This is a genomic window from Sinomonas notoginsengisoli (genome assembly GCF_021554725.1).
Classification (GTDB): Bacteria; Actinomycetota; Actinomycetes; order Actinomycetales; family Micrococcaceae; genus Sinomonas; species Sinomonas notoginsengisoli.
The window spans coordinates 174,161-194,592 of sequence record NZ_JAIZDP010000001.1 but is presented as its reverse complement, the minus strand read 5'-3'; the positions used below and the strand labels follow the sequence as shown (position 1 = coordinate 194,592).

General features: G+C 68.1%; 17 protein-coding genes. 6 read left to right on the top strand and 11 right to left on the bottom strand.

Going from position 1 to position 20,432, the window contains the following annotated elements:
• Positions 1-5 precede the first annotated feature (5 nt).
• From LF262_RS00855 to LF262_RS00840, 4 genes are all read right to left on the bottom strand, one after another.
• On the bottom strand, positions 6-671 hold the full coding sequence (locus LF262_RS00855; RefSeq protein ID WP_235778402.1) for a lysophospholipid acyltransferase family protein: 666 nt from the start codon (positions 669-671) through the stop codon (positions 6-8).
• Complete coding sequence (locus tag LF262_RS00850) at positions 665-1,405, bottom strand: HAD hydrolase-like protein (RefSeq protein WP_235778401.1); 741 nt, start codon at positions 1,403-1,405, stop codon at positions 665-667. Before LF262_RS00850 ends, LF262_RS00855 begins: the two co-directional genes overlap by 7 nt.
• Positions 1,406-1,537: 132 nt before the next feature.
• On the bottom strand, positions 1,538-4,447 hold the full coding sequence (gene uvrA, locus LF262_RS00845) for an excinuclease ABC subunit UvrA (protein ID WP_372462728.1): 2,910 nt from the start codon (positions 4,445-4,447) through the stop codon (positions 1,538-1,540).
• 111 nt (positions 4,448-4,558) lie between these two features.
• Positions 4,559-4,948 carry a GntR family transcriptional regulator gene (locus LF262_RS00840; RefSeq protein ID WP_235778400.1) on the bottom strand — a complete coding sequence of 130 codons (390 nt, stop codon included), beginning with the start codon at positions 4,946-4,948 and terminating at the stop codon, positions 4,559-4,561.
• A 36-nt stretch (positions 4,949-4,984) separates the two neighbouring features.
• Between LF262_RS00840 and LF262_RS00835 the strand changes: the two genes are divergently transcribed.
• Together LF262_RS00835 and LF262_RS00830 are read left to right on the top strand one after the other, a co-directional pair.
• On the top strand, positions 4,985-5,638 hold the full coding sequence (locus LF262_RS00835) for an MBL fold metallo-hydrolase (protein ID WP_235778399.1): 654 nt from the start codon (positions 4,985-4,987) through the stop codon (positions 5,636-5,638).
• Between the two features lie 7 nt (positions 5,639-5,645).
• Complete coding sequence (locus tag LF262_RS00830) at positions 5,646-6,539, top strand: amidohydrolase family protein (protein ID WP_235778398.1); 894 nt, start codon at positions 5,646-5,648, stop codon at positions 6,537-6,539.
• 20 nt (positions 6,540-6,559) lie between these two features.
• On the opposite strand, the gene LF262_RS00825 is transcribed toward LF262_RS00830, so the two are convergent.
• Positions 6,560-7,357 (bottom strand): trans-aconitate 2-methyltransferase, encoded by a 798-nt coding sequence (locus LF262_RS00825; protein WP_235778397.1) that lies wholly within the window; start codon positions 7,355-7,357, stop codon positions 6,560-6,562.
• Between the two features lie 34 nt (positions 7,358-7,391).
• Here LF262_RS00825 and LF262_RS00820 point away from each other — a divergent pair, with 34 nt between their 5' ends.
• The 3 genes from LF262_RS00820 to LF262_RS00810 all read left to right on the top strand — a co-directional run bounded on the left by LF262_RS00820 (position 7,392) and on the right by LF262_RS00810 (position 11,864).
• Positions 7,392-9,953 carry a DEAD/DEAH box helicase gene (locus tag LF262_RS00820; RefSeq protein WP_235778396.1) on the top strand — a complete coding sequence of 854 codons (2,562 nt, stop codon included), beginning with the start codon at positions 7,392-7,394 and terminating at the stop codon, positions 9,951-9,953.
• 10 nt (positions 9,954-9,963) lie between these two features.
• A complete protein-coding gene (locus LF262_RS00815; RefSeq protein WP_235778395.1) occupies positions 9,964-10,488 on the top strand; it encodes a GNAT family N-acetyltransferase in 525 nt (174 codons plus the stop codon).
• Between the two features lie 74 nt (positions 10,489-10,562).
• Entirely contained in the window at positions 10,563-11,864 is a 1,302-nt protein-coding gene (locus tag LF262_RS00810) for an alpha/beta fold hydrolase (protein ID WP_235779241.1), read from the top strand.
• A 139-nt stretch (positions 11,865-12,003) separates the two neighbouring features.
• Here the strand turns inward: LF262_RS00810 and LF262_RS00805 are convergent, their stop codons facing one another.
• From LF262_RS00805 to coaE, 3 genes are all read right to left on the bottom strand, one after another.
• A complete protein-coding gene (locus tag LF262_RS00805) occupies positions 12,004-13,296 on the bottom strand; it encodes an MFS transporter (protein ID WP_235778394.1) in 1,293 nt (430 codons plus the stop codon).
• A gap of 172 nt (positions 13,297-13,468) precedes the next feature.
• A complete protein-coding gene (gene uvrB, locus LF262_RS00800; protein ID WP_235778393.1) occupies positions 13,469-15,586 on the bottom strand; it encodes an excinuclease ABC subunit UvrB in 2,118 nt (705 codons plus the stop codon).
• Between the two features lie 52 nt (positions 15,587-15,638).
• Positions 15,639-16,271 carry a dephospho-CoA kinase gene (gene coaE / locus LF262_RS00795; RefSeq protein WP_235778392.1) on the bottom strand — a complete coding sequence of 211 codons (633 nt, stop codon included), beginning with the start codon at positions 16,269-16,271 and terminating at the stop codon, positions 15,639-15,641.
• Between the two features lie 33 nt (positions 16,272-16,304).
• Here coaE and LF262_RS00790 point away from each other — a divergent pair, with 33 nt between their 5' ends.
• Entirely contained in the window at positions 16,305-16,985 is a 681-nt protein-coding gene (locus LF262_RS00790) for an IMPACT family protein (protein WP_235778391.1), read from the top strand.
• Between the two features lie 70 nt (positions 16,986-17,055).
• Here LF262_RS00790 and LF262_RS00785 read toward each other — a convergent pair whose 3' ends face one another.
• The 3 genes from LF262_RS00785 to LF262_RS00775 form a co-directional block, all read right to left on the bottom strand.
• Positions 17,056-17,490 (bottom strand): flavodoxin family protein, encoded by a 435-nt coding sequence (locus LF262_RS00785; RefSeq protein WP_235778390.1) that lies wholly within the window; start codon positions 17,488-17,490, stop codon positions 17,056-17,058.
• 203 nt (positions 17,491-17,693) lie between these two features.
• Positions 17,694-19,160 carry a 30S ribosomal protein S1 gene (gene rpsA / locus LF262_RS00780; RefSeq protein ID WP_235778389.1) on the bottom strand — a complete coding sequence of 489 codons (1,467 nt, stop codon included), beginning with the start codon at positions 19,158-19,160 and terminating at the stop codon, positions 17,694-17,696.
• A gap of 217 nt (positions 19,161-19,377) precedes the next feature.
• The gene (locus LF262_RS00775) at positions 19,378-20,139 is read right to left on the bottom strand and encodes a polysaccharide deacetylase family protein (RefSeq protein WP_235778388.1); all 762 of its coding nucleotides are present in this window, start codon (positions 20,137-20,139) and stop codon (positions 19,378-19,380) included.
• Between the last annotated feature and the right edge of the window lie 293 nt (positions 20,140-20,432).

Genomic DNA, 20,432 nt, shown 5'->3' with positions numbered 1-20,432 from the left:
TGCCACTAGTGGGCCGGCGGCTTGTTGTAGCCGCTCGCCCGCTCCTGCCCGCTCAGGGCGGCGATGGCGTCCATGATGTTGTCCGTGGCCTCCCGGCGCAGCGGCAGGGAGTGGTCAGGGCCCGTCTTGGCGAACTGCAGCGGCGGGCCCACGCGCATTTCAAAGTGCTGGGGCCTGATCATGCTCTTATCCGCCGGCTGGAGATTCTCCGTGCCGAGGAGGCCCACCGGGACCACAGGGGCGCCGGTCGTGAGCGCGAGCCAGCCGACGCCCGTGCGGCCACGGTAGAGGAGCCCGTCGCGTGATCGTGTGCCCTCCGGGTAGATGCCGATCGCCTCGCCGCCGTCGAGGATGTCGAGAAGGGTCTTCAACGCCGCCACGCTTGCGGCCTGTTCCCCCCGTTCGACGGGGATGGAGCCGACACCCTCGAAGAACGCCTTCATGAGCTTGCCCTTCACGCCCTTGCCCGTGAAGTACTCCGCTTTCGCGAAGAATGCGACACTACGGGGCATGAGGGCCTGGATGATCACCGAATCGAGGAAGGAGCGGTGATTGGACGCGACGATGAAGGGCCCACTCTCAGGCACATTCTCGAGCCCGGTGACGGTGGGCCGGCAGAGTCCGCCGATGAGTCCACGGATGCTCTGCCGGGTCATCGAGTAGATCAGCATGCTGCGCCCTCCCGGGCGGTCGCGGTGGATGCGGCGTGTGGAGCGGGCGAAGCGGCAGCGGTCTTGAGCACGACGGCGATCGCATCCTCAAGCTCAGCGGCGTCAACGACGACGGCGGCAAGGTCGAGCGCCGCGAACTCCCCCTCCGGGGCGAAGCCCCAGGCGACGCCTATGCACGGTATGCCGCACGCGGCCGCGCCGGCGGCATCATGGCGGCGATCGCCAATCATGACCGCGCGGTCCGGATGCGCATGGTTCGTTGTCAGTGCTGCGCGCACGATTCCGGCCTTGCCATCCGGGGCTGGGGGCCGAGTCTCGTCGTCGGGGGCGCCGTGGATGCTGTTGAAGTATTGGTCGAGGCCATGCGCGCGCAGGAGCTTCTCGGCAAGGCCCTGTGGCTTCTGAGTGGCAACGGCCAGCCACAGCCCGGCAGACCGGAGCCGTGCGAGGAGATCGGGGATCCCGGGATACGGACGGCCCTCAGCCATGCCTTGGGAGATGTACCGCTTGCGGTAGGTGTGCACGATGGCGTCCAGAACCTCGCCCGGGACGTCCGCCACGCGATGGAGCGACTCGAGCAGGGGCGGTCCGACCATGCTCGACAGCGTGGCCGCGTCTGGAACCGGAAGGCCATGAACCTTGAGCGCGTGCGCGATTCCTCCGGTGATGCTCCCCGCGGGGTCGATGAGAGTGCCATCCAGATCGAAGATCGCGAGCGCAGGGCTGTCTGTCACCGGGACAGTCTCCCACACCCCACGGGGGCGGCTGAAACTAGACCAAACCATGGCATGAGCGCCCCGGCATGGACATCGCTGTGCATGCCGCGATGGTCATATTGGCGCGTGAGACCTCGGGCGCGCGGACCCTCACCTCATCTCGAAGAGCTCGGCAAGGAACGTGCCTGTATAGCTCGTCTCCACCTTGGCCACCTGCTCCGGGGTCCCCGTGGCGACGATCTGGCCACCGCCAGAACCGCCGTTTGGACCGAGGTCGATGATCCAGTCCGCGCTCTTGATGACGTCCAGGTTGTGCTCGATCGTGATGACGGTGTTGCCTTTCTCCACGAGCGACTGGAGCACGAGGAGCAGCTTCCGGATGTCCTCGAAGTGGAGCCCGGTGGTGGGCTCGTCGAGGACGTACGCGCTGCGTCCGTTGGAACGCTTCTGCAGTTCCGCGGCCAGCTTCACGCGCTGGGCCTCACCGCCCGATAGCGTCGTGGCCGGCTGCCCCAGCCGCACATAGCCCAGACCCACATCGACGAGCGTGTTGAGGTGGCGGGCGATCGGGCTGAAGGCCGCAAAGAACTCCGCAGCCTCGTCGATGGGCATGTTGAGCACATCGGCGATCGTCTTGCCCTTGTAGTGGACCTCAAGGGTCTCCCGGTTGTACCGGGCGCCGTGGCACACCTCGCACGGAACGTACACGTCGGGGAGGAAGTTCATCTCGATCTTGATCGTGCCGTCGCCGCTGCACGCCTCGCACCTGCCACCCTTGACGTTGAATGAGAACCGGCCCGGCATGTAACCGCGGACCTTGGCCTCATTGGTCTCGGCGAAGAGCTTCCGGATGTGGTCGAAGACCCCGGTGTAGGTGGCGGGGTTGGACCGGGGCGTCCGGCCGATCGGACTCTGGTCAACATGGATGACTTTGTCGAGGTGTTCGAGGCCTTCGATCCGCGTGTGACGGCCCGCGACCTGCTTCGCACCATTGAGCCGGTTCGCCAGCACCTTGTACAGGATGTCGTTGACCAGGGTCGACTTGCCCGAGCCGCTGACACCCGTGACCGCCGTCAGCACGCCCAGCGGAAACACGACGTCGACACCCTGGAGATTGTGCTCTCGCGCCCCGACCACCTTAAGCTGCCGCTTGCGGTCCACTTTGCGGCGCTTGGCGGGGATCTCGATGGAGCGGCGCCCGGACAGGTAGTCGCCGGTAAGCGAGGCGGTGTTCGCCTTGAGCTCCTCGAGGGTGCCGGAGTGGACGACTTCGCCACCGTGCTCGCCGGCACCCGGCCCGATGTCGACGATCCAGTCGGCTTCGTGGATCGTGTCCTCGTCGTGCTCCACGACGATGAGCGTGTTCCCGAGGTCCCGCAGGCGTGTGAGCGTCTCAATGAGGCGCCGGTTATCGCGCTGATGGAGTCCGATGCTCGGCTCGTCGAGGACATAGAGGACGCCCACAAGCCCGGAACCGATCTGCGTCGCGAGCCGAATGCGCTGGGCCTCCCCGCCCGAGAGCGTCCCCGCGGCCCGCTCGAGGTTGAGGTACTCGAGGCCGACGTCGAGGAGGAACCGCAGCCGTGCGTCAATCTCCTTGAGGACCTGGGCGGCAATCTGCTGCTCGCGCGGTGTCAGCTCCAGGGTCTCGAGGAACGCGCGGGCCTCGCGCAGCGGGAGGCGTGAAACCTCCGCGATCGACTGTCCGCCTACGAGGACCGAGAGCGAGGCAGGGTTGAGGCGCGCGCCCCCGCACTCGGGGCACGGGATCTCCCGCATGTACTCCTCGTAGCGGTCGCGTGCGGAGTCGGATTCGGTCTCGAGGTGCTTGCGCTGGATGTAGGCCACAGCACCCTCGAACCCCGTGCTGTACTTGCGTTCGCGTCCGAACCGGTTGCGGTACTGCACGACCACCTTGTGGTCCTTGCCGTAGAGCACCGAGTCCCGCGCGTACTCGGGGAGGCTGTGCCAGGGGGTAGTCATCGAGAAGCCGAGGTCATTCGCGAGGCCCTCCAGCAGGCGGGTCCAGTACTCCTGTGTCGCGGTGCCAAGAGACCATGGCGCGATCGCTCCCTCCGAGAGGCTGAGCGCCGCGTCGGGGACCACGAGGTCCACATCTACCTCGAGCCTCGTGCCGATGCCCGTGCAGACGGGGCATGCACCGAAGGGGTTGTTGAAGGAGAACGAGCGCGGCTCGATCTCGTCGATCGCGAGCGGATGCTCATTGGGGCACGCAAGGTGCTCCGAGAACGCACGGATCCGCGCGTCGTCGTCCGGCTCGAGATCGACGAAATCGGCGAGAACGCGCCCCTCGGCAAGCCCGAGCGCGGTCTCGACCGAGTCGGCGAGGCGCTGGCGCATGCCCTCCTTGACTACGAGGCGGTCAACGACCACCTCGATGGTGTGCTTGAACTGCTTGCCGAGCTTGGGCGGCTCCGTGAGCTGGACGAGTTCCCCATCGACTCGGGCGCGCGAGTAGCCCTTCGCGGCGAGCTCCTTGAAGAGGTCCACGAACTCGCCCTTGCGGCCGCGCACCACAGGCGCCAGGAGCTGGAACCTGGTGCCCTCGGGCATCTCGAGGAGCTGGTCCACGATCTGCTGCGGGGTCTGTCGGGTGACGGGCTCATGGCAGATCGGGCAGTGCGGGCGCCCGATGCGCGCCCAGAGGAGGCGCATGTAGTCATAGATCTCAGTGATGGTGCCGACCGTGGAGCGTGGATTCTTGCTGGTGGACTTCTGGTCGATCGAGACGGCGGGCGAGAGACCCTCGATGAAGTCGACGTCCGGCTTGTCGACCTGCCCCAGGAACTGGCGGGCATAGGCCGAGAGCGACTCGACATAGCGGCGCTGCCCTTCGGCGAAGATGGTGTCGAACGCGAGTGAGGACTTGCCGGATCCTGACAGTCCGGTGAAGACGATGATCGCATCACGGGGGAGGTCCAGGTCCACGTTTCGCAGGTTGTGCTCGCGCGCCCCTTTGACCACGAGACGGGACTGGTCGTGGGCGCGGAGATCGCTGTCGAGGACGGTGGCAGCAGACGCCGCCGCGGCGACCGGGATAGGGGCATCGTGCTCTAGAGGGGTTGATTCATTGAGCGTGGACAGACTCTGCACCCGTCTATGCTAGTGGACGATCAGGAAATTCGAAAATGTCTTCGATCACGTTCGGCCTCAGGCTGAGCTCTCCTGGCTCGCATACGCAGTCCTGAGAAGCGCTATCGCATCCTCGAGCGAACATCCTCGGGAGCAGGCAGCGTCCGCGAAGGCTGCGGCCGCCGTCGCGAGTTCCTCGTCGCGCCTTCCGCGCGGCGCCACTGTGGTTCCCGCTCGCCCGGCCGTTGAAAGGATCCCGGCCTCCTCGAGCTCACGGTACGCCCGGGCGACGGTATGGGGAGCCACGCCGAGCTCCCCTGCGAGCGCGCGGACTGAGGGCAGCTTCGTGCCGGCGGCGAGGCTGCCCTCCTCGACGAGCGCGAGGACGCGCCGGCGCAACTGGTCGAAGAGGGGTACAGCAAGTTCGGGATTCGGGCGCCAGCGCCCGGGGAAGTTTCCCTGTGGCATTGGCCCAGCGTAGCGAAGCCGCCTAGGGTTGCGTCCATGAACACCCTCGTCAAGGACCTCGAGCGCGTCACAGTGCGCCGGATTTCCGTGAGCGATATGGACAACAACGTCTACCTGATCACCGCCAAGGGGTCCGGGGTGCAGGTCCTGATCGATGCCGCCGATGACCTGCCGGCCATCCGGGACCTGCTGGCCGACGGCGCCGCCGACGCTGCCCGACCGGCCAAGCTCGAGCTCATCGCGACCACCCACCAGCACTGGGACCACGTGCGCGCCCTTGAGGGGCTCGTCGCCGAGACGGGGGCCCCCGTCGCCGCCGGACGGCAGGACGCCTCAGGCATCCCCACACCGGTGGATGTGGTCCTGGACCACGGCGACGACGTGGGCTCATTCGACGGCTTCGAGCTCGCCGCCGTCCACCTGCGCGGGCACACGCCCGGGTCCATCGCCTATGTGCTGTCCGAGCCGGACGCACCACCGGTCATCTTCTCCGGGGACTCGCTGTTCCCGGGCGGCGTGGGGAACACGCAGAAGGACCCGGACCGCTTCGCGCTGCTCTACGGCGACGTCGTCGAGCGCCTTTTCGGCGTATACCCGGATGAGGCGGAGGTACATCCCGGCCACGGGAAGCCGACGACTCTCGGGGCAGAGCGTCCGCATCTGGCCGAATGGAAAGGCCGCGGCTGGTAGCCACTGCATGACCACCACGACTCCCGGGCCAACGGCGGATCAAGAGATCCCGGCGTACCTCGCGCGTCTGGGCCTCCGCGGACTCGCCGACATCCACGTCCATTTCCTGCCCCCGGCCATGCTGGAGAAGGTCTGGACCTACTTCGACAACGCCGAGTCCACTTACGGGTGGCCCTGGCCCATCGCCTACCGCTTCGGCGAAGACGAGCGCCTTCGTCTGGCCCGCAGCTTTGGCCTCGCGGCCATCCCGGCGCTGTCCTACCCGCACAAGCCGGGAATGGCGGAGTGGCTCAACAGCTGGAGCGCGGACTTCGCCCGCCGTGTTCCCGACGCCATCCATTGCGCCACGATGTACCCCGAGCCGGAGGCAGGGCGCTACGTCGGCGAGGCATTGGACGCCGGTGCGCGGCTGTTCAAGGTCCACGTCCAAGTGGGGCGCTTCGGTCCCGACGATCCACTGCTCGAGCCGGCGTGGGCCCGGCTGGAGGAGGCTGCGGTTCCCGTCGTCATCCACGCAGGGTCGAGGCCGCTGCCCGGCGAGTTCACCGGGCCCCAGCGGGTGGAGGCCGTCCTGCGCCGGCATCCTCGCCTGGCGCTCGTGATCGCCCACCTCGGCATGCCGGAGTACTGGGAGTTCGCCGACCTCGCGGCGAAGTACCCGAACGTGCACCTTGACACGACAATGGTCGCGACCGACTTCACAGAACGTTTCGCTCCCCTGCCCGAGGGATTCCCAGCGCGGCTCGCCCAGCTCTCGGACCGCGTCGTCCTCGGCTCGGACTTCCCCAACATCCCCTATCCGTACGCACACCAGCTTGAAGCTCTGGCGCGGCTCGGCCTCGGCGACTCCTGGATGCGGAAGGTCCTGTGGGAGAACGGCGCCCGGCTCCTCGGGCTCTAGGACAACGACGGGTTCCGTGCCTACGGCTTGCGGCCCACGCAGAAGATCCGGCGGAAAGGGTACACAGTCGTCATGACGCCGTCGCGTTCCACCGCAGGGTAGGCATCGTAGAGGAGCTGGTTGTACTGCTCCTCGAACTGGGCCGCCTCCTCCACGGAGAGCGCGTCCAGCACGGGGCGCAGGCCGGTCCCGCGCACCCACGTGAGCACCGCGTCCTCTCCGATGAGCACGTGGCAGTAGGTGGTCTCCCACACGTCCGCCTCCCAACCGGCGTCGAGCATCAGCTCAAGGTAGTGCCGGGGATCAGAGACAGTGTCCGAATGGCGCAGCACTCCACGGAGCCGATGCTCCCACTGCAGGGAATCGGCGAGCTCGCGCATGAGCGCGTGCGAGGGAGCGGCGAAATTGCCCGGCACTTGGACAGCGAGCCAGGCCCCCGAGGCGAGCTGCTCGAGCCAACGGCCCATGAGGCCCTGATGACCAGGCACCCATTGGAGTGCCGCGTTCGAGACGACCACGTCGACGTCGTCGGCTGGCTCCCAGTGCACGATGTCACCGTGCGTGAACGCCAGGCGGTCCGTGCCCGCAATCCGCGAGCGTGCAACATCGAGCATCGTCTGGGAGCTGTCCACCCCCTCGACGACCGCCTCTGGCCAGCGGTCGGCCAGCGCGGCGGTGAGCTCGCCGGTACCGCACCCGAGGTCGACGACGTGGCGCGGCGCCTCGGCAGCGATCCGTCCCGTGAGGTCGTAGAACGGCCGCGAGCGGTAGTTGCCGAATGCGGTGTAGACGGCTGGATCCCACGTGGGAGAGCTCATGGGTCAACGCTAATCCGGATAGTCTGAGGGCGCCATGCGACTCGATACCCTGATCCCCACGCCGACCTCCCCGCCCGACCCGGCCTGGTCGCTGCCAGATGCCGTGTATGACGCGTTCGTGGGGTGGGCCGAGGGCAGGGGCCTGGCGCTCTACCCGGCGCAGGACGAGGCCATCCTCGAGTTCGTGTCGGGCTCGAACGTGATCCTCGCGACTCCGACCGGCTCTGGAAAGTCGCTCGTGGCGGTCGGCGCGCACTTCCACGGCCTCGCGACCGGGCAGCGCAGCTACTACACGGCCCCCATCAAGGCACTCGTGTCGGAGAAGTTCTTCGCGCTCTGTGACATCTTCGGGGCAGAGAACGTGGGCATGGTCACGGGCGACTCGTCCGTCAACCCGGACGCGCCGATCATCTGCTGCACGGCGGAGATCCTCGCGAACCACGCCCTCCGCGAGGGATCCGGTGCGGAGCTCGGCCCGGTGATCATGGACGAGTTCCATTTCTACTCGGACCCACAGCGCGGATGGGCTTGGCAGGTGCCCCTCCTCGAGCTCCCCCAAGCGCAGTTCCTGCTCATGAGCGCCACGCTCGGGGACGTGAGCCGATTCGAGCGAGAGCTCACCGAGCGCACGGGGCGCACGACGACGACGGTCGCCCACGCTGAACGTCCCATTCCGCTGCACTACTACTACGAGGAGAAGCCGGTCCACGAGACCCTCGAGGAGCTCCTCGGGACCAAGCAGGTCCCCGTCTACGTGGTCCACTTCAGCCAACTCGAGGCGATCGAGCGGGCGCAGCAGCTCATGAGCGTGAATATGTGCACCCGTGAGGAGAAGGACCGCATCGCCGAGCTCATCGGGGGCTTCCGATTTGCCGCAGGCTTCGGCAAGACGCTCAACCGGCTCGTACGGCACGGCATCGGTGTGCACCATGCCGGGATGCTGCCCAAGTACCGCCGTCTCGTCGAGCAGCTCGCCCAGGCCGGACTGCTCAAGGTCATCTGCGGGACGGACACGCTCGGCGTGGGCATCAACGTTCCGATCCGCACCGTCCTGCTCACCGCCCTGAGCAAATTCGACGGCACCCGCACGCGGCACCTCAACGCGCGCGAGTTCCACCAGATCGCCGGACGAGCGGGGCGGGCCGGATACGACACGGCGGGGACCGTCGTCGTGCAGGCCCCTGAGCACGTCGTCGAGAACAACCGGGCCATGGAGAAGGCTCGGGCCAAGTTCGGCGACGATCAGCGCAAGCTGCGCCAAGTGGTGAAGAAGAAGCCGCCGGAGGGCTTCGTCTCGTGGGGGCGGCCGACGTTCGAGAAGCTCGTCGAGGGCACGCCCGAGCCGTTGGCCTCGAGCTTCACCGTCACCCACGCGATGCTGTTGAACCTCATGGCCCGGCCCGGAAACCCGTTCGCCGCAGCGCACCGGCTCCTGACTGAAAACCACGAGTCTCGGCCCGTCCAGCTGCGCCTGATGCGCCGTGCGCTCGGGATCCTCCGCGAGCTCATCGCGGCCGACGTCGTCGAGCGCATCCCCGACGACGAGCTGACCGCGGAGCAGCGCGCGACCGGGCACACGCTCAGGCTGACCGTGGACCTCCAGGAGAACTTTGCGCTGAACCAGCCGCTCTCCCCCTTCGCGCTCGCCGCCCTGGACCTCCTCGATCCGGATTCGCCGTCGTATGCGTTCGATGTCGTCTCAGTCATCGAGGCCACTCTCGAGAAGCCCCGGCAGATCCTTTCCGCCCAGCTCAAGCGGGCCAAGACAGAGGCACTGGCCGCGATGAAGGCCGAGGGCATGGAGTACACCGAGCGCATGAACGCGCTGGACGCCGTGACGTACCCCGAACCGCTCAAGGAGCTCCTTGAGGCCGCATTCGAGACGTATCGCCGGCATGCTCCATGGGTGGGCGACTTCGAGCTCGCGCCGAAGTCCGTGGTCCGAGACATGTACGAACGGGCCATGGACTTCGGCGAGTTCGTTCGGTTCTACGGACTCGCACGCAGCGAGGGGATTGTCCTGCGCTACCTCACGGACGCGTTCAAGGCGCTGAGGCAGACCGTCCCGCAGGACGCGCTGCGGGAAGACCTCGAGGACCTCATCGCCTGGCTCGGCGAGCTCGTGCGGCAGGTCGACTCGTCGCTGCTGGACGAGTGGGAGGAGCTCACGAGCGGCAAGGACCTGCACGCGTTCGACGCCCCACCCCCTCCCCCGCCGGCGCTCACTGCGAACGTGCGGGCGTTCCGCGTGATGGTGCGCAATGAGCTGTTCCGCCGAGTCGAGCTGTTCGCGGACGAGGATTCGGACGCCCTCGCGGCTTTGGACGGGGAGGCGGGATTCGCGGTCGGAGAATGGGAGGACGCCCTCGACGCCTACTTCGAGGAGCACGAGGACATCGGCACCGGCCCCGACGCGCGCGGTCCGCAGCTCCTGATCATCGACGAGCAGCCCGGCGTGTGGCACGTACGCCAGATCTTCGACGACCCGGCGGGCAACCACGACTGGGGGTTCTCCGCGGAGGTCGACCTCGCTGAGTGCGATGCGACAGGCAGCGCCGTCATCCGCCTGAGGTCGGTGGGGCGGCTGGGTGGCTAGGTTGGGAGGCATGAGTTCTCCCTCCGTCGCCACGCTCCGGCACGCCGATCCTTCCGACGTCCCCGCGATCCTCGAACTCATCCACGAACTCGCGGCGTACGAGAGGGAGCCTGATGCTGTCAAGAACACCGTCGAGTCCCTCACCGGGCAGCTGTTCGGCGACCACCCCGCGATCTTCGCCCACGTGCTCGAGGATGCGGGTTCGGACGGGAGCCCTCGTGTGATGGGCTTCGCCCTCTGGTTCCTCAACTATTCGACGTGGGAGGGCACGCACGGGATCTACCTCGAGGACCTCTACGTCCGCCCCGAAGCGCGGGGCCGCGGCTACGGCAAGGCCCTCCTGGAGGAACTGGCCCGGATCGCGGTGGAGCGCGGCTATGCACGGGTCGAGTGGGCGGTCCTGAAGTGGAACGAACCGTCCATCGGCTTCTACCGCAGCCTCGGCGCCGTGCCCCTGGAGGAATGGGACACCTTCCGGCTCACAGGAGACGCGCTCGCGCGCTTCGGTGCGGCAGCGCTCGGAGAAGCCGGGTGAGTACGACGGCGGGTGGGCGCCCGAGCGGGACCGGCCGGGCGGCGTCGTCCGCAGCGCGCGCAGCGGGCCACCGCATCGTGGGCCGGCACGCGTTCCGCGGGCTGCGGACGGCCGAGCACGTCTTCGCTGTGCCGCTCGACCATGGACGGCCCGAGGGCGAGCTCATCGAGGTCTTCGCGCGGGAGTACGTCTCCGCGGCGCACCCGCCTGAGGCGAGTGAGAAGCTCCCGTGGCTCCTCTTCCTCCAGGGCGGCCCGGGCGGTCGGGGGAACCGCGTGACGAGCCTCTCGGGCTGGATGAAGGCCGCCGCAGCGGATTTCCGCATCCTCATGCTGGATCAGCGGGGCACCGGTCTGTCCACTCCCGCCGATCGGAGCACCCTTCCGCTCAGGGGTGCTCCCGCCGAGCAGTCGGACTACCTCACGCACTTCCGTGCCGATTCAATTGTGATGGACTGCGAGGCGATCCGCCACGAGCTCGGCTCGGGTCCGTGGACCGTCTTTGGGCAGAGCTACGGCGGATTCTGCACGCTCACGTACCTCTCGCTCGCGCCGCAGGGCATGCGCAGGGCCCTCATCACCGGCGGGCTCGCGCCGCTCGACGGGCCGGCCGAGCGGGTCTACCGGGCCACCTACGGGCGGGTGGCTGCACGGAACGAACAGTATTTCGGGTGGTATCCGGATGACCGCCCAACGGTGAGTGCCGTCGTCGAGCATCTGCGTGACCACGATGAACGGCTCCCGTCGGGCGAGCGGTTCACGCCCGAACGCTTCCAGCTGGTCGGCAACCTCCTCGGTGGCAACACTCGGGTGGACACGCTTCACTACCTGCTCGAGGACGCATTCACCTCCGCGGTGGGCGGCCCACGCCTCTCGGACAGCTTCCTCGCCCAAGTCCAGTCGCTCGTATCACGGGCCCCAAACCCGCTCTATGCGTTGATGCATGAGGCGATCTATGCTCAGGGCGAGGCAAGCGATTGGGCGGCGTGGCGCGTACTCGAGCAGCACCCCGAGTTCCGGCCCGACGGGGCAGAGCCGCTCCTCCTGGGCGAGATGGTCATGCCGTGGTATTTCGAGCAGGATCCCGCGCTCGTTCCCCTTGCCCAGACGGCCGAGCTTTTGGCCCGAAGGTCCGATTGGGGGCCGCTGTACGATACCGGCCGGCTCGCCCTCAACGACGTGCCGGCGGCCGCGGCCGTCTACCACGACGACATCTTCGTAGACCGGACTCTCTCGCTCGAGACCGCGGACCGCGTGCGCCGGCTGGAGGTGTGGGAGACCGAGGACTTCCATCATGATGGGATTTCCGACGACGGTGAGGGCATCTTCGCCCGGCTCCTCGGCATGGCCGAGCCGGACGCGCCTGCACCCAGTTGAGTGCGCACGACGCCGAGTGGTGGCCTCGGCGCGACGGCATGGCGTTGGCTGACCGCTTGGCAGCCACCCGGCCTCAGACCCCTGTTCCGGACCCGCGCCCCGGTTCAGCGGCGCGATTGGACCCCAGAGGCGGCGGCCCTCACGCCCGATTCGCGGTGCTGCGCCCCGCCAGGCCGGGTGCCACGGCGGCAATGAGCACCACGACACTGAGCAATCCGGCAGTCAGCGCGAGGCCCTGAAACCCAATGAGCGCCATCGCCACGCCGGCGAGCGCCCCTCCCGCAGCCCCGGCCAAACCCATGCCCGTGTCGCTCACACCCTGCGCCTGAACCCGACGCGCCTCCTCGATGCTCTCGGCCAGCAGAGCAGAGCCAGCGATCGTCGCAGCGGACCATCCGAGTCCAAGCAGCACAAGGGCTGCAGCGACCGCCACGGGACTCGGCGCCCCGATCGCGGCGAGGGCAACGGCGAGGATGAGCACACCGTGCCCCGCAGCCAGCATGCGGCGCCGGCCAAACCGGTCTGCGAGTGAGCCCAGGACGGGCGAGAGCGCATACATTCCCGCGATGTGCAGGGAGATCGTGAAGCCGATGAGCGCGAACGAGTCAGTGCTCACGTGGTTCGCGGAGCCCATGCCGCCCATCGGGCCGACTGTCACCTGCTGGAGGTGCAGCGGGGTCATCGCCATGACCGAGACCATGACCGCGTGCGCTGCGATGACTCCGCCGACGGCGAGGGCCGCTTCGGAAGATGTCCAGATGGCGTGGAATCCGCCCTTGAACGCCGCACTCCAAGGCTGCCGCCCAGATCTGCCCGAGGCCGGACTCGCGGGCGATACCTCCGCACCGGGCGCCCGGTTCCGCGCCTCGAGGAGTGGGTCGGGCCGGAGCCCGAACCACAGGATGGCGGCTCCGAGCGCCATCCCCGTCACGGAGATGACGAACGGCCCGGCAGTCTCGGGCAGGTTCAGCGCCGTCCCGAGGGCCGCACCAGGCTTGATCAGATTGGGGCCAGCCACGGCGCCCACCGTGATGGACCAGACGACGAGCGAGAGGTCGCGGCCTCGGTGCGCCGCTTCTGCAAGGTCCACAGCCGCGAAGCGAGACTGCAGATTGACCGCCGTGCCGACGCCGAGGAGTGACCCGCCCAGCAGCAGCAGCCCCAGCGACGAGGCGCTGGTGGACAGTACGATGGTCACGGACCCGAGCATCGCAATGCCGAGCCCCGTGACGAGCGCGGTCCGTCTGCCCTTGGCGGCAGCCAGGCCGCTCAGGGGAAGCGCGGCCGCGGCCGCGGTGAGCGTCAGGATGGTCGTGACGGAGCCAGCCCAAGCATCGGACCCGCCGTACTGCACGGCCAGGAGCGAGCCGATCGCAAGCGTCGCGCCGTTCCCGAGCCCGCTCAGGAGCTGCGCACCGGCCAAGACGCCCACCGTGCGCTTCTGAATCCCACGGCGAGTGGGGTCGTCGTGAGCCAATGCCCTCGGCACGTTCAGGGCGGACCCAGCGGGCGCGGATGACGCCAGCAGGCCGGCCGGGCCTGCAGGGTCCCCGGGGGCAGCACCATCCACGGCCGGAGCAGGAAACCTGGCGGAGTCGTCCGGGTCAGGCATGTCCGGCGGCCTGCATCTGTCGCAGCTCCTTCTTGAGGTCGGCGACCTCATCCCTCAGGCGCGCGGCAAGCTCGAACTGGAGCTCTGCGGCGGCCCCGTGCATCTGCTCGGTCAGCTGCTCGATGAGCCCCAGAAGGTCCTCTGCCGGCGCGGCAGCCACCCCGTCACGCCGGAGCTCTGTCTCCGCACGCTCACGGGCCGCGGCGCCCGAGGTGCCCTTGGTGCGCTTGCCGCCTTTGCCTGCCCGGCTGCTCTCGATGAGCGCACGGGTGTCCTGGTCCTCACGTGCCAGCTGGTCGGTGATGTCTGCGATGCGCTTGCGCAGGGGCTGGGGATCGATGCCCCGCTCCGTGTTGAAGGCCGTCTGGATCTCTCGGCGCCGATTCGTCTCGTCGATGGCCTGCGCCATCGAGTCGGTGATCCTGTCCGCGTACATGTGGACTTGGCCTGAGACGTTGCGGGCAGCGCGGCCGATCGTCTGGATCAGGGAGGTCGCGGAGCGCAGGAACCCTTCCTTGTCCGCGTCGAGGATGCTCACGAGCGAGACCTCGGGTAGGTCGAGTCCTTCCCGCAGGAGGTTGATGCCCACAAGCACGTCGAAGGTGCCCAGCCGCAGCTCCCTCAGTAGCTCTACCCTCCGGAGCGTGTCGACGTCGGAGTGCAGGTATTGCACCTTGACACCATGCCCCAAGAGGTACTCCGTGAGGTCCTCCGCCATGCGCTTGGTGAGTGTCGTGACCAGCACACGTTCGTCCCGCTCGACCCGGTCCCGGATTTCGCCCAGAAGATCGTCGATCTGGCCCTTCGTCGGCTTGACGACCACCTCGGGATCGACGAGTCCGGTGGGCCGGATGATCTGCTGCACCACGCCGTCGGACTTTCCGAGCTCGTACTTGCCAGGCGTTGCGGAGAGATAGATGGTCTGGCCGATGCGCTCGAGGAACTCGTCCCACTTGAGGGGCCGGTTGTCCGTTGCCGAGGGCAGCCGGAAGCCGTGCTCCACGAGCGTGCGCTTGCGGGACATGTCGCCCTCGTACATGGACCCGATCTGCGGGACGGTCACGTGGGACTCGTCGATGACGAGGAGGAAGTCCTCGGGGAAGTAGTCGAGGAGGCAGTGCGGCGCAGTCCCTGCGTCCCGGCCGTCGATGTGCCGGGAGTAGTTCTCGATCCCGTTGCAGAAGCCCATCTGCTGCATCATCTCGAGATCGTAGGTGGTGCGCATGCGCAGCCGCTGCGCCTCGACGAGCTTGTTCTGCGATTCAAGGAGCTTGAGGCGCTCGGCGAGCTCATCCTCGATGCCTCTGATGGCGCGTGCCATCCGCTCAGGGCCTGCAACGTAGTGGCTCGCGGGGAAGACGTACATCTCGGTCTCCTCCCGGATGACCTCCCCGGTCAGGGGGTGGAGCGTGTGGATCGACTCGACCTCGTCCCCGAAGAACTCGATCCTCAGGGCCTGTTCCTCGTACATCGGGATGATCTCGACCGTGTCGCCCCGGACGCGGAACGTGCCGCGGTGGAAGTCGACGTCGTTGCGCACGTACTGCATGGACACGAACTTCCGCAGGAGGGCATCTCGGTCCATCTCCATGCCGCGGCGCAGGGTCACCATGCCCGCCACGTACTCCTCTGGAGTGCCGAGGCCGTAGATGCAGGACACCGTCGCCACCACCACGACGTCCCGCCGGGTGAGGAGCGAGTTGGTCGCGGAGTGCCGCAGCCGCTCGACCTCTTCGTTGATCGAGGAGTCCTTCTCGATGAAGGTATCCGTCTGGGGAACGTAGGCCTCGGGCTGGTAGTAGTCGTAGTAGGAGACGAAGTACTCGACCGCGTTGTTGGGCAGGAGCTCACGGAATTCGTTGGCGAGCTGGGCCGCGAGGGTCTTGTTCTGGACCATGACGAGCGTGGGCCGCTGGAGCTTCTCGATGACCCAGGCCGTCGTGGCGCTCTTGCCGGTGCCGGTCGCACCGAGGAGTACGACATCCTTCTCGCCGTTCTGGATGCGTTCCGCGATCTCGGCGATCGCGGTCGGCTGGTCCCCGGCCGGCTGGTACTCGCTGACCACCTCGAACGGCGCGACGACGCGATTGATCTCCTGGGCAAGGCTCATGGACCAAATCTACGCCGGGGTGCGGACAGGGCACGTCCGCATTCGCTGGGGGCTAAGCGGAGGGGTCTGCGGTGGTGTTCTCCGCAGCGGGGACCAGGACATCTTCCCACAGCCTGTCCACAGCCTCCCGGAGGTCGTCCAGAGTCCCGGTATTCGCGATGACGTGGTGTGCTGCGGCAAGGCGCTGCTCGCGAGTGGCCTGGGCCGCCATGCGGGACCGCGCCTCTGCCGGGGCCATTCCGTTGCGGGCGAGCAGCCGGGCCACTCGGACATCGTCCGGGGCGTCGACCACCACGACGACGTCGAAGTTTCCCGCCTGCCCAGTCTCCACGAGCAAGGGGATGTCCTGGACGATCACGGCGTGCGGATCCGCGGCCACGGCGTCGGAGACGATCTGGGCGGCGCGCGCCCGCACCCGCGGATGGATGATGCTGTTGAGCGCCCCGCGTCGCGCCGGGTCTGCGAAGACGATGGCGCCGAGGGCCGCCCGGTCGAGGGCGCCGTCGGGCGTCAAAACGCCATGCCCGAATTCCTCGACGACCTCGGCGAGCCCATCGGACCCGGGCTGGACGGCCTCACGGGCGAGCAGGTCCGCGTCAACAATCACCGCGCCGCGCTCAGCCAGACGTCGGGACACCGCCGACTTGCCAGAGGCGATCCCGCCCGTCAGCCCTACTCTCAGCACGGCCCCAGCCTAGTCCAGCAGCCGCCTAGACTGGTGACGGTGAGCGAGATCAGCCGCGCCACGGCCTATACGACCATCGACGGGGAGCACCGCCACGAGCTCGAGGTCAAGCGGTCCCGGTTCATCACCGTCCTGCGGAGGGCCGCCAGTGAGGACGAGGCCCGCGCCCTTGTGGCGGCGCTCCGCCGGGAGTTCCACGACGCGCGCCACCACTGCAGCGCCTTCGTGCTCGGGCCCGACCGCACCACCCAGCGCAGCAGCGACGACGGAGAGCCCTCGGGGACCGCGGGCCTCCCGATGCTCGAGGCGCTCGTCAAGTGCGAAACGCACGACGGCCCTGCGGACCTGAGCGACATCGTCGCCGTGGTCGTGAGGTACTTCGGCGGGATTCTCTTGGGCTCGGGGGGCCTCGTCCGCGCATACTCAGAATCCGTCGCGGCAGCCCTGGGCACTGCGACGCTGGTGCGCCGCCAGCGCCTGCGCGTCCTGGGGATCGAGGTGCCCCACGCTGTCGCACCGCGCCTCGAGAATGACCTGCGCGGCGCCGGCGTGGTGGTCCTCGGCGCGGATTACGGCATGAGCTGTGCAGCCCTCAGGGTGGCCATCGAGGACTCCGCGGCGCGGGCATCCGACTTTGCTGGGCGGCTCGCCGGACTCACGGGCGGGACCTGCGTGGCCCTGCCTCTTGGGACCTCGTGGATCGACCTCCGGTAGCGGCCCGCGCCCCGGGGCGAGCGGATTGGCACACCGGGCAGTTCGCCGCGACGGTCAATCACGCGGCGCCTCAGCCCGCAGCCAGCGCAGCGCCCCAGACTTCTGCCCGCTCGACTTCCCCGTCCAGCAGAGGCCCTTCCGAGCCCTTGACGTAGTACCACGTGGGCTCGGCAGCCCGCTCGGCGCCAGCGGTCTCCAGTGCACGCTCGATCTTCTTCGCCGCGTCACCGTGGATGAACAGCTTGACCCGGGTGTCGAACGCCGCCGTCCGCACTCCTGCGAGCGACCCGGGGCCCAGCGCATCGAGCCAGACGCCGAGCCCCTCAAGGGGCTTCCATCCCACGATCGGGCTCCCCACCACGAGCAGGGATCCGGGGGCGAGCTGCGCCGGCGAGAAGCCGGCCGCCTCCACAACCCGGGCCTCAGGTCCGAGGCCGCGCCCGATCGCCTCCGCGATGAGGCGAGTGTTGCCGTACTGCGACGCGTAGACCACAACTGCTTCCATGACCTTCCTCCAAGGGCTCGGTGAGAGGGGCCGAGGTGGCTGTGATCCCCCTCAGGCCAGCCTATGAGGTCGCGCTTGCGGCGTGGAGGGGCGAAGGACTCAGACACCATGCGGGGACAGGCAAGGGGCGGGTCCTGCGATGCAGGACCCGCCCCTTGCGGCAGTGCTAGATCAGTGTTGGCCCGGACGGGCCGTGGCGTGGATCAGTTGCCGGTCAGCTTCTCGCGCAGAGCGGCGAGTGCCTCGTCCGAGGCGAGCGTGCCGTGGTCGGGCGCCGGCGCCTCGGAGGAGTAGGTGGTCGGGGCCGACTCGTGGCCGTGCCCGGACACCGCGGCGGCGTCGTCGGCGAGGTGCTGCGCGACCTGCTTCTTGTGCGCCTCCCAGCGGGTCTGGGCGTCGGCGTACTGCTGCTCCCACGCGGCGCGCTGCGTCTCGTAGCCCTCGAGCCACTCGTTGGACTCCGGATCGAACCCCTCGGGATACTTGTAGTTCCCCTCCTCGTCGTACTCGGCAGCCATGCCGTAGAGCGCCGGGTCGAACTCGGTCGAGTCCGGGTCCACGCCCTCGTTGGCCTGCTTGAGCGACAGGGAGATACGGCGACGCTCAAGGTCGATATCGATGACCTTGACGAAGAGCTCGTCGCCCACGGACACAACCTGCTCGGCGAGGTCCACATGGCGGACCGCCAGCTCGGAGATGTGCACGAGGCCCTCGATGCCGTCCTCGACGCGGACGAACGCACCGAACGGGACGAGCTTGGTGACCTTGCCCGGAACGACCTGGCCCAGCGCATGCGTGCGGGCGAAGGTCTGCCACGGATCCTCCTGCGTCGCCTTGAGCGAGAGGGAGACGCGCTCGCGGTCGAGATCGACCTCGAGGACCTCGACAGTGACCTCCTGGCCGACCTCGACAACCTCGGAGGGGTGGTCGATGTGCTTCCAGGACAGCTCCGAGACGTGCACGAGGCCGTCGACGCCGCCGAGGTCCACGAACGCACCGAAGTTGACGATCGAGGAGACGACGCCGGTCCGGACCTGGCCCTTCTCGAGCTTGTTGAGGAAGGAGGAGCGGACCTCGGACTGGGTCTGCTCGAGCCAAGCGCGGCGGGACAGGACCACGTTGTTGCGGTTCTTGTCGAGCTCGATGATCTTGGCCTCGATCTTCTGGCCGATGTACGGCGCGAGATCGCGGACGCGGCGCATCTCGACGAGCGACGCCGGGAGGAAGCCGCGGAGGCCGATGTCGAGGATGAGGCCACCCTTGACCACCTCGATGACGGTTCCCGTGACGACGCCGTCCTCCTCCTTGATCTTCTCGATGTCGCCCCAGGCGCGCTCGTACTGCGCACGCTTCTTGGAGAGGATCAGGCGGCCTTCCTTGTCCTCCTTGGTGAGAACGAGTGCCTCGACCTGGTCGCCGACGGCGACGACGTCGCTCGGATCGACGTCGTGCTTGATGGAGAGCTCGCGGGAGGGAATGACACCCTCCGTCTTGTAGCCGATGTCGAGCAGGACCTCGTCGCGGTCAACCTTGACAACGGTGCCCTCAACGAGATCGCCGTCGTTGAAGTACTTGATGGTGGCGTCGACGGCGGCGAGGAATTCCTCGGGCGTGCCGATGTCGTTGATGGCGACCTGCGGCGTAGAGGACGTCGTGGAGGTGATGGTCATGTAGTAGGGGCTCCGATGTGGATAGTTGGTCGGTCAGTCAGACCTGCACGGCATGAGCCGGAGAGGTAGTCTGACTGAAGTGTTGACAGTTCTTGCTGCGCCGCGCCCGGCCGGAATCCTCCGGCACGGCACCCGCCGCACGCGCGCGGTACGCGCCCGTCCAGTCTAGTTGGCGGGCCTAACGCCGGTCAAAAGCGCGCTCACGAGCCTCGAGCGCTCAGGCAGCCGAGAGACCTGCCTTGGAGAGCGTGGTGAACTTCACTCCGTGGGCAAGCATGCGGGGCAGGACGCCTTCGTAGCCGAGGGCCGTTCCTGAGCCGGGCCGGTTCATGTGGCTGATCACGATGTCGCCGGGACCCGCGGCCGCCAGGGCGGTGGCGACCTGGGCGGCAGAGAACGTGGCACCGCCGTCGCCGTTGACAGAGAAGTTGACGGGAACGAGTCCGACGGCGCGGGTCACCTCCGCGGCGACCTCGTCAAAGTATGCGGTTCCGGGTCGGTACCACGGGGCAGGCTCGCGCACGAGATTCTCGAGATGGGCTCGATTGGACACCAGTTCGTCGTAGACCGCCGCGAGCGAGGCCGTGCCGGGGATTCCGTACGCACTGCGGCCGGAGACCGAGAGGGGACGGTGAGCCGTCCCGTGGTCGGCAAGCTCGAACAGCGGATCCGCGGCGAGTTCGGCGCTCGTTCCGGGGTTGGCCGCGATCCACCGGGCATTGAGGAACAGGGTCGCCGGGACGCCGTGCTTGCGCAGGGTGGCCAGAAGCCGCGCGTCCACGCCGCTCCCTCCGGGGCCACCGCACGCGTCGAACGTCAGGGCGACGGCGTCCGAGCTTGAACGGGTCACGACGCCCGGCACCTCGAGCCCCCACTGGTGCGGGGCCCTCCCGCCGAACCGCGCCTGGATCGTCTCCAGCGGGGGGCGGGGCAGCCGGGGCTCGGGGGCCGGAGGCACCGGCTGCGGCGAGGCTGGCATCGGGGCGGGCGGGGCCGCCACCGCGAGGTCCGCCCCAGCAGTACCGGCCGCTTGTTCTGCCGGCGGGGTGTCCTGTCGCGAATCTGCACATGCGGTCACCGCGAGGAGCGACAGTGCTGTGAGGACAGTGCGGCGCGTGGGCAAGGGGGCTCCGGTTCGACATGGTGCTGGGAGGGACAGCGTGGACGGGTTCTGGCCGGGACGGGCGGTTCTGGTCATCACGTGCCGGAGGCTGCGGCGGGAGTTCGGCACGCCCACAGATGAGCCTACAGCGGTCGGGAAACGTCCGGGAA

Coding starts and splice junctions, on each gene's coding strand:
- LF262_RS00855 (WP_235778402.1), bottom strand. CDS start 671: ATGCTGATCTACTCGATGACCCGGCAGAGCATCCGTGGACTCATCGGC.
- LF262_RS00840 (WP_235778400.1), bottom strand. CDS start 4,948: ATGCCACAGGGAAACTTCCCCGGGCGCTGGCGCCCGAATCCCGAACTT.
- LF262_RS00835 (WP_235778399.1), top strand. CDS start 4,985: ATGAACACCCTCGTCAAGGACCTCGAGCGCGTCACAGTGCGCCGGATT.
- LF262_RS00830 (WP_235778398.1), top strand. CDS start 5,646: ATGACCACCACGACTCCCGGGCCAACGGCGGATCAAGAGATCCCGGCG.
- LF262_RS00825 (WP_235778397.1), bottom strand. CDS start 7,357: ATGAGCTCTCCCACGTGGGATCCAGCCGTCTACACCGCATTCGGCAAC.
- LF262_RS00820 (WP_235778396.1), top strand. CDS start 7,392: ATGCGACTCGATACCCTGATCCCCACGCCGACCTCCCCGCCCGACCCG.
- LF262_RS00815 (WP_235778395.1), top strand. CDS start 9,964: ATGAGTTCTCCCTCCGTCGCCACGCTCCGGCACGCCGATCCTTCCGAC.
- uvrB (WP_235778393.1), bottom strand. CDS start 15,586: ATGAGCCTTGCCCAGGAGATCAATCGCGTCGTCGCGCCGTTCGAGGTG.
- LF262_RS00785 (WP_235778390.1), bottom strand. CDS start 17,490: ATGGAAGCAGTTGTGGTCTACGCGTCGCAGTACGGCAACACTCGCCTC.
- rpsA (WP_235778389.1), bottom strand. CDS start 19,160: ATGACCATCACCTCCACGACGTCCTCTACGCCGCAGGTCGCCATCAAC.
- LF262_RS00775 (WP_235778388.1), bottom strand. CDS start 20,139: ATGCCAGCCTCGCCGCAGCCGGTGCCTCCGGCCCCCGAGCCCCGGCTG.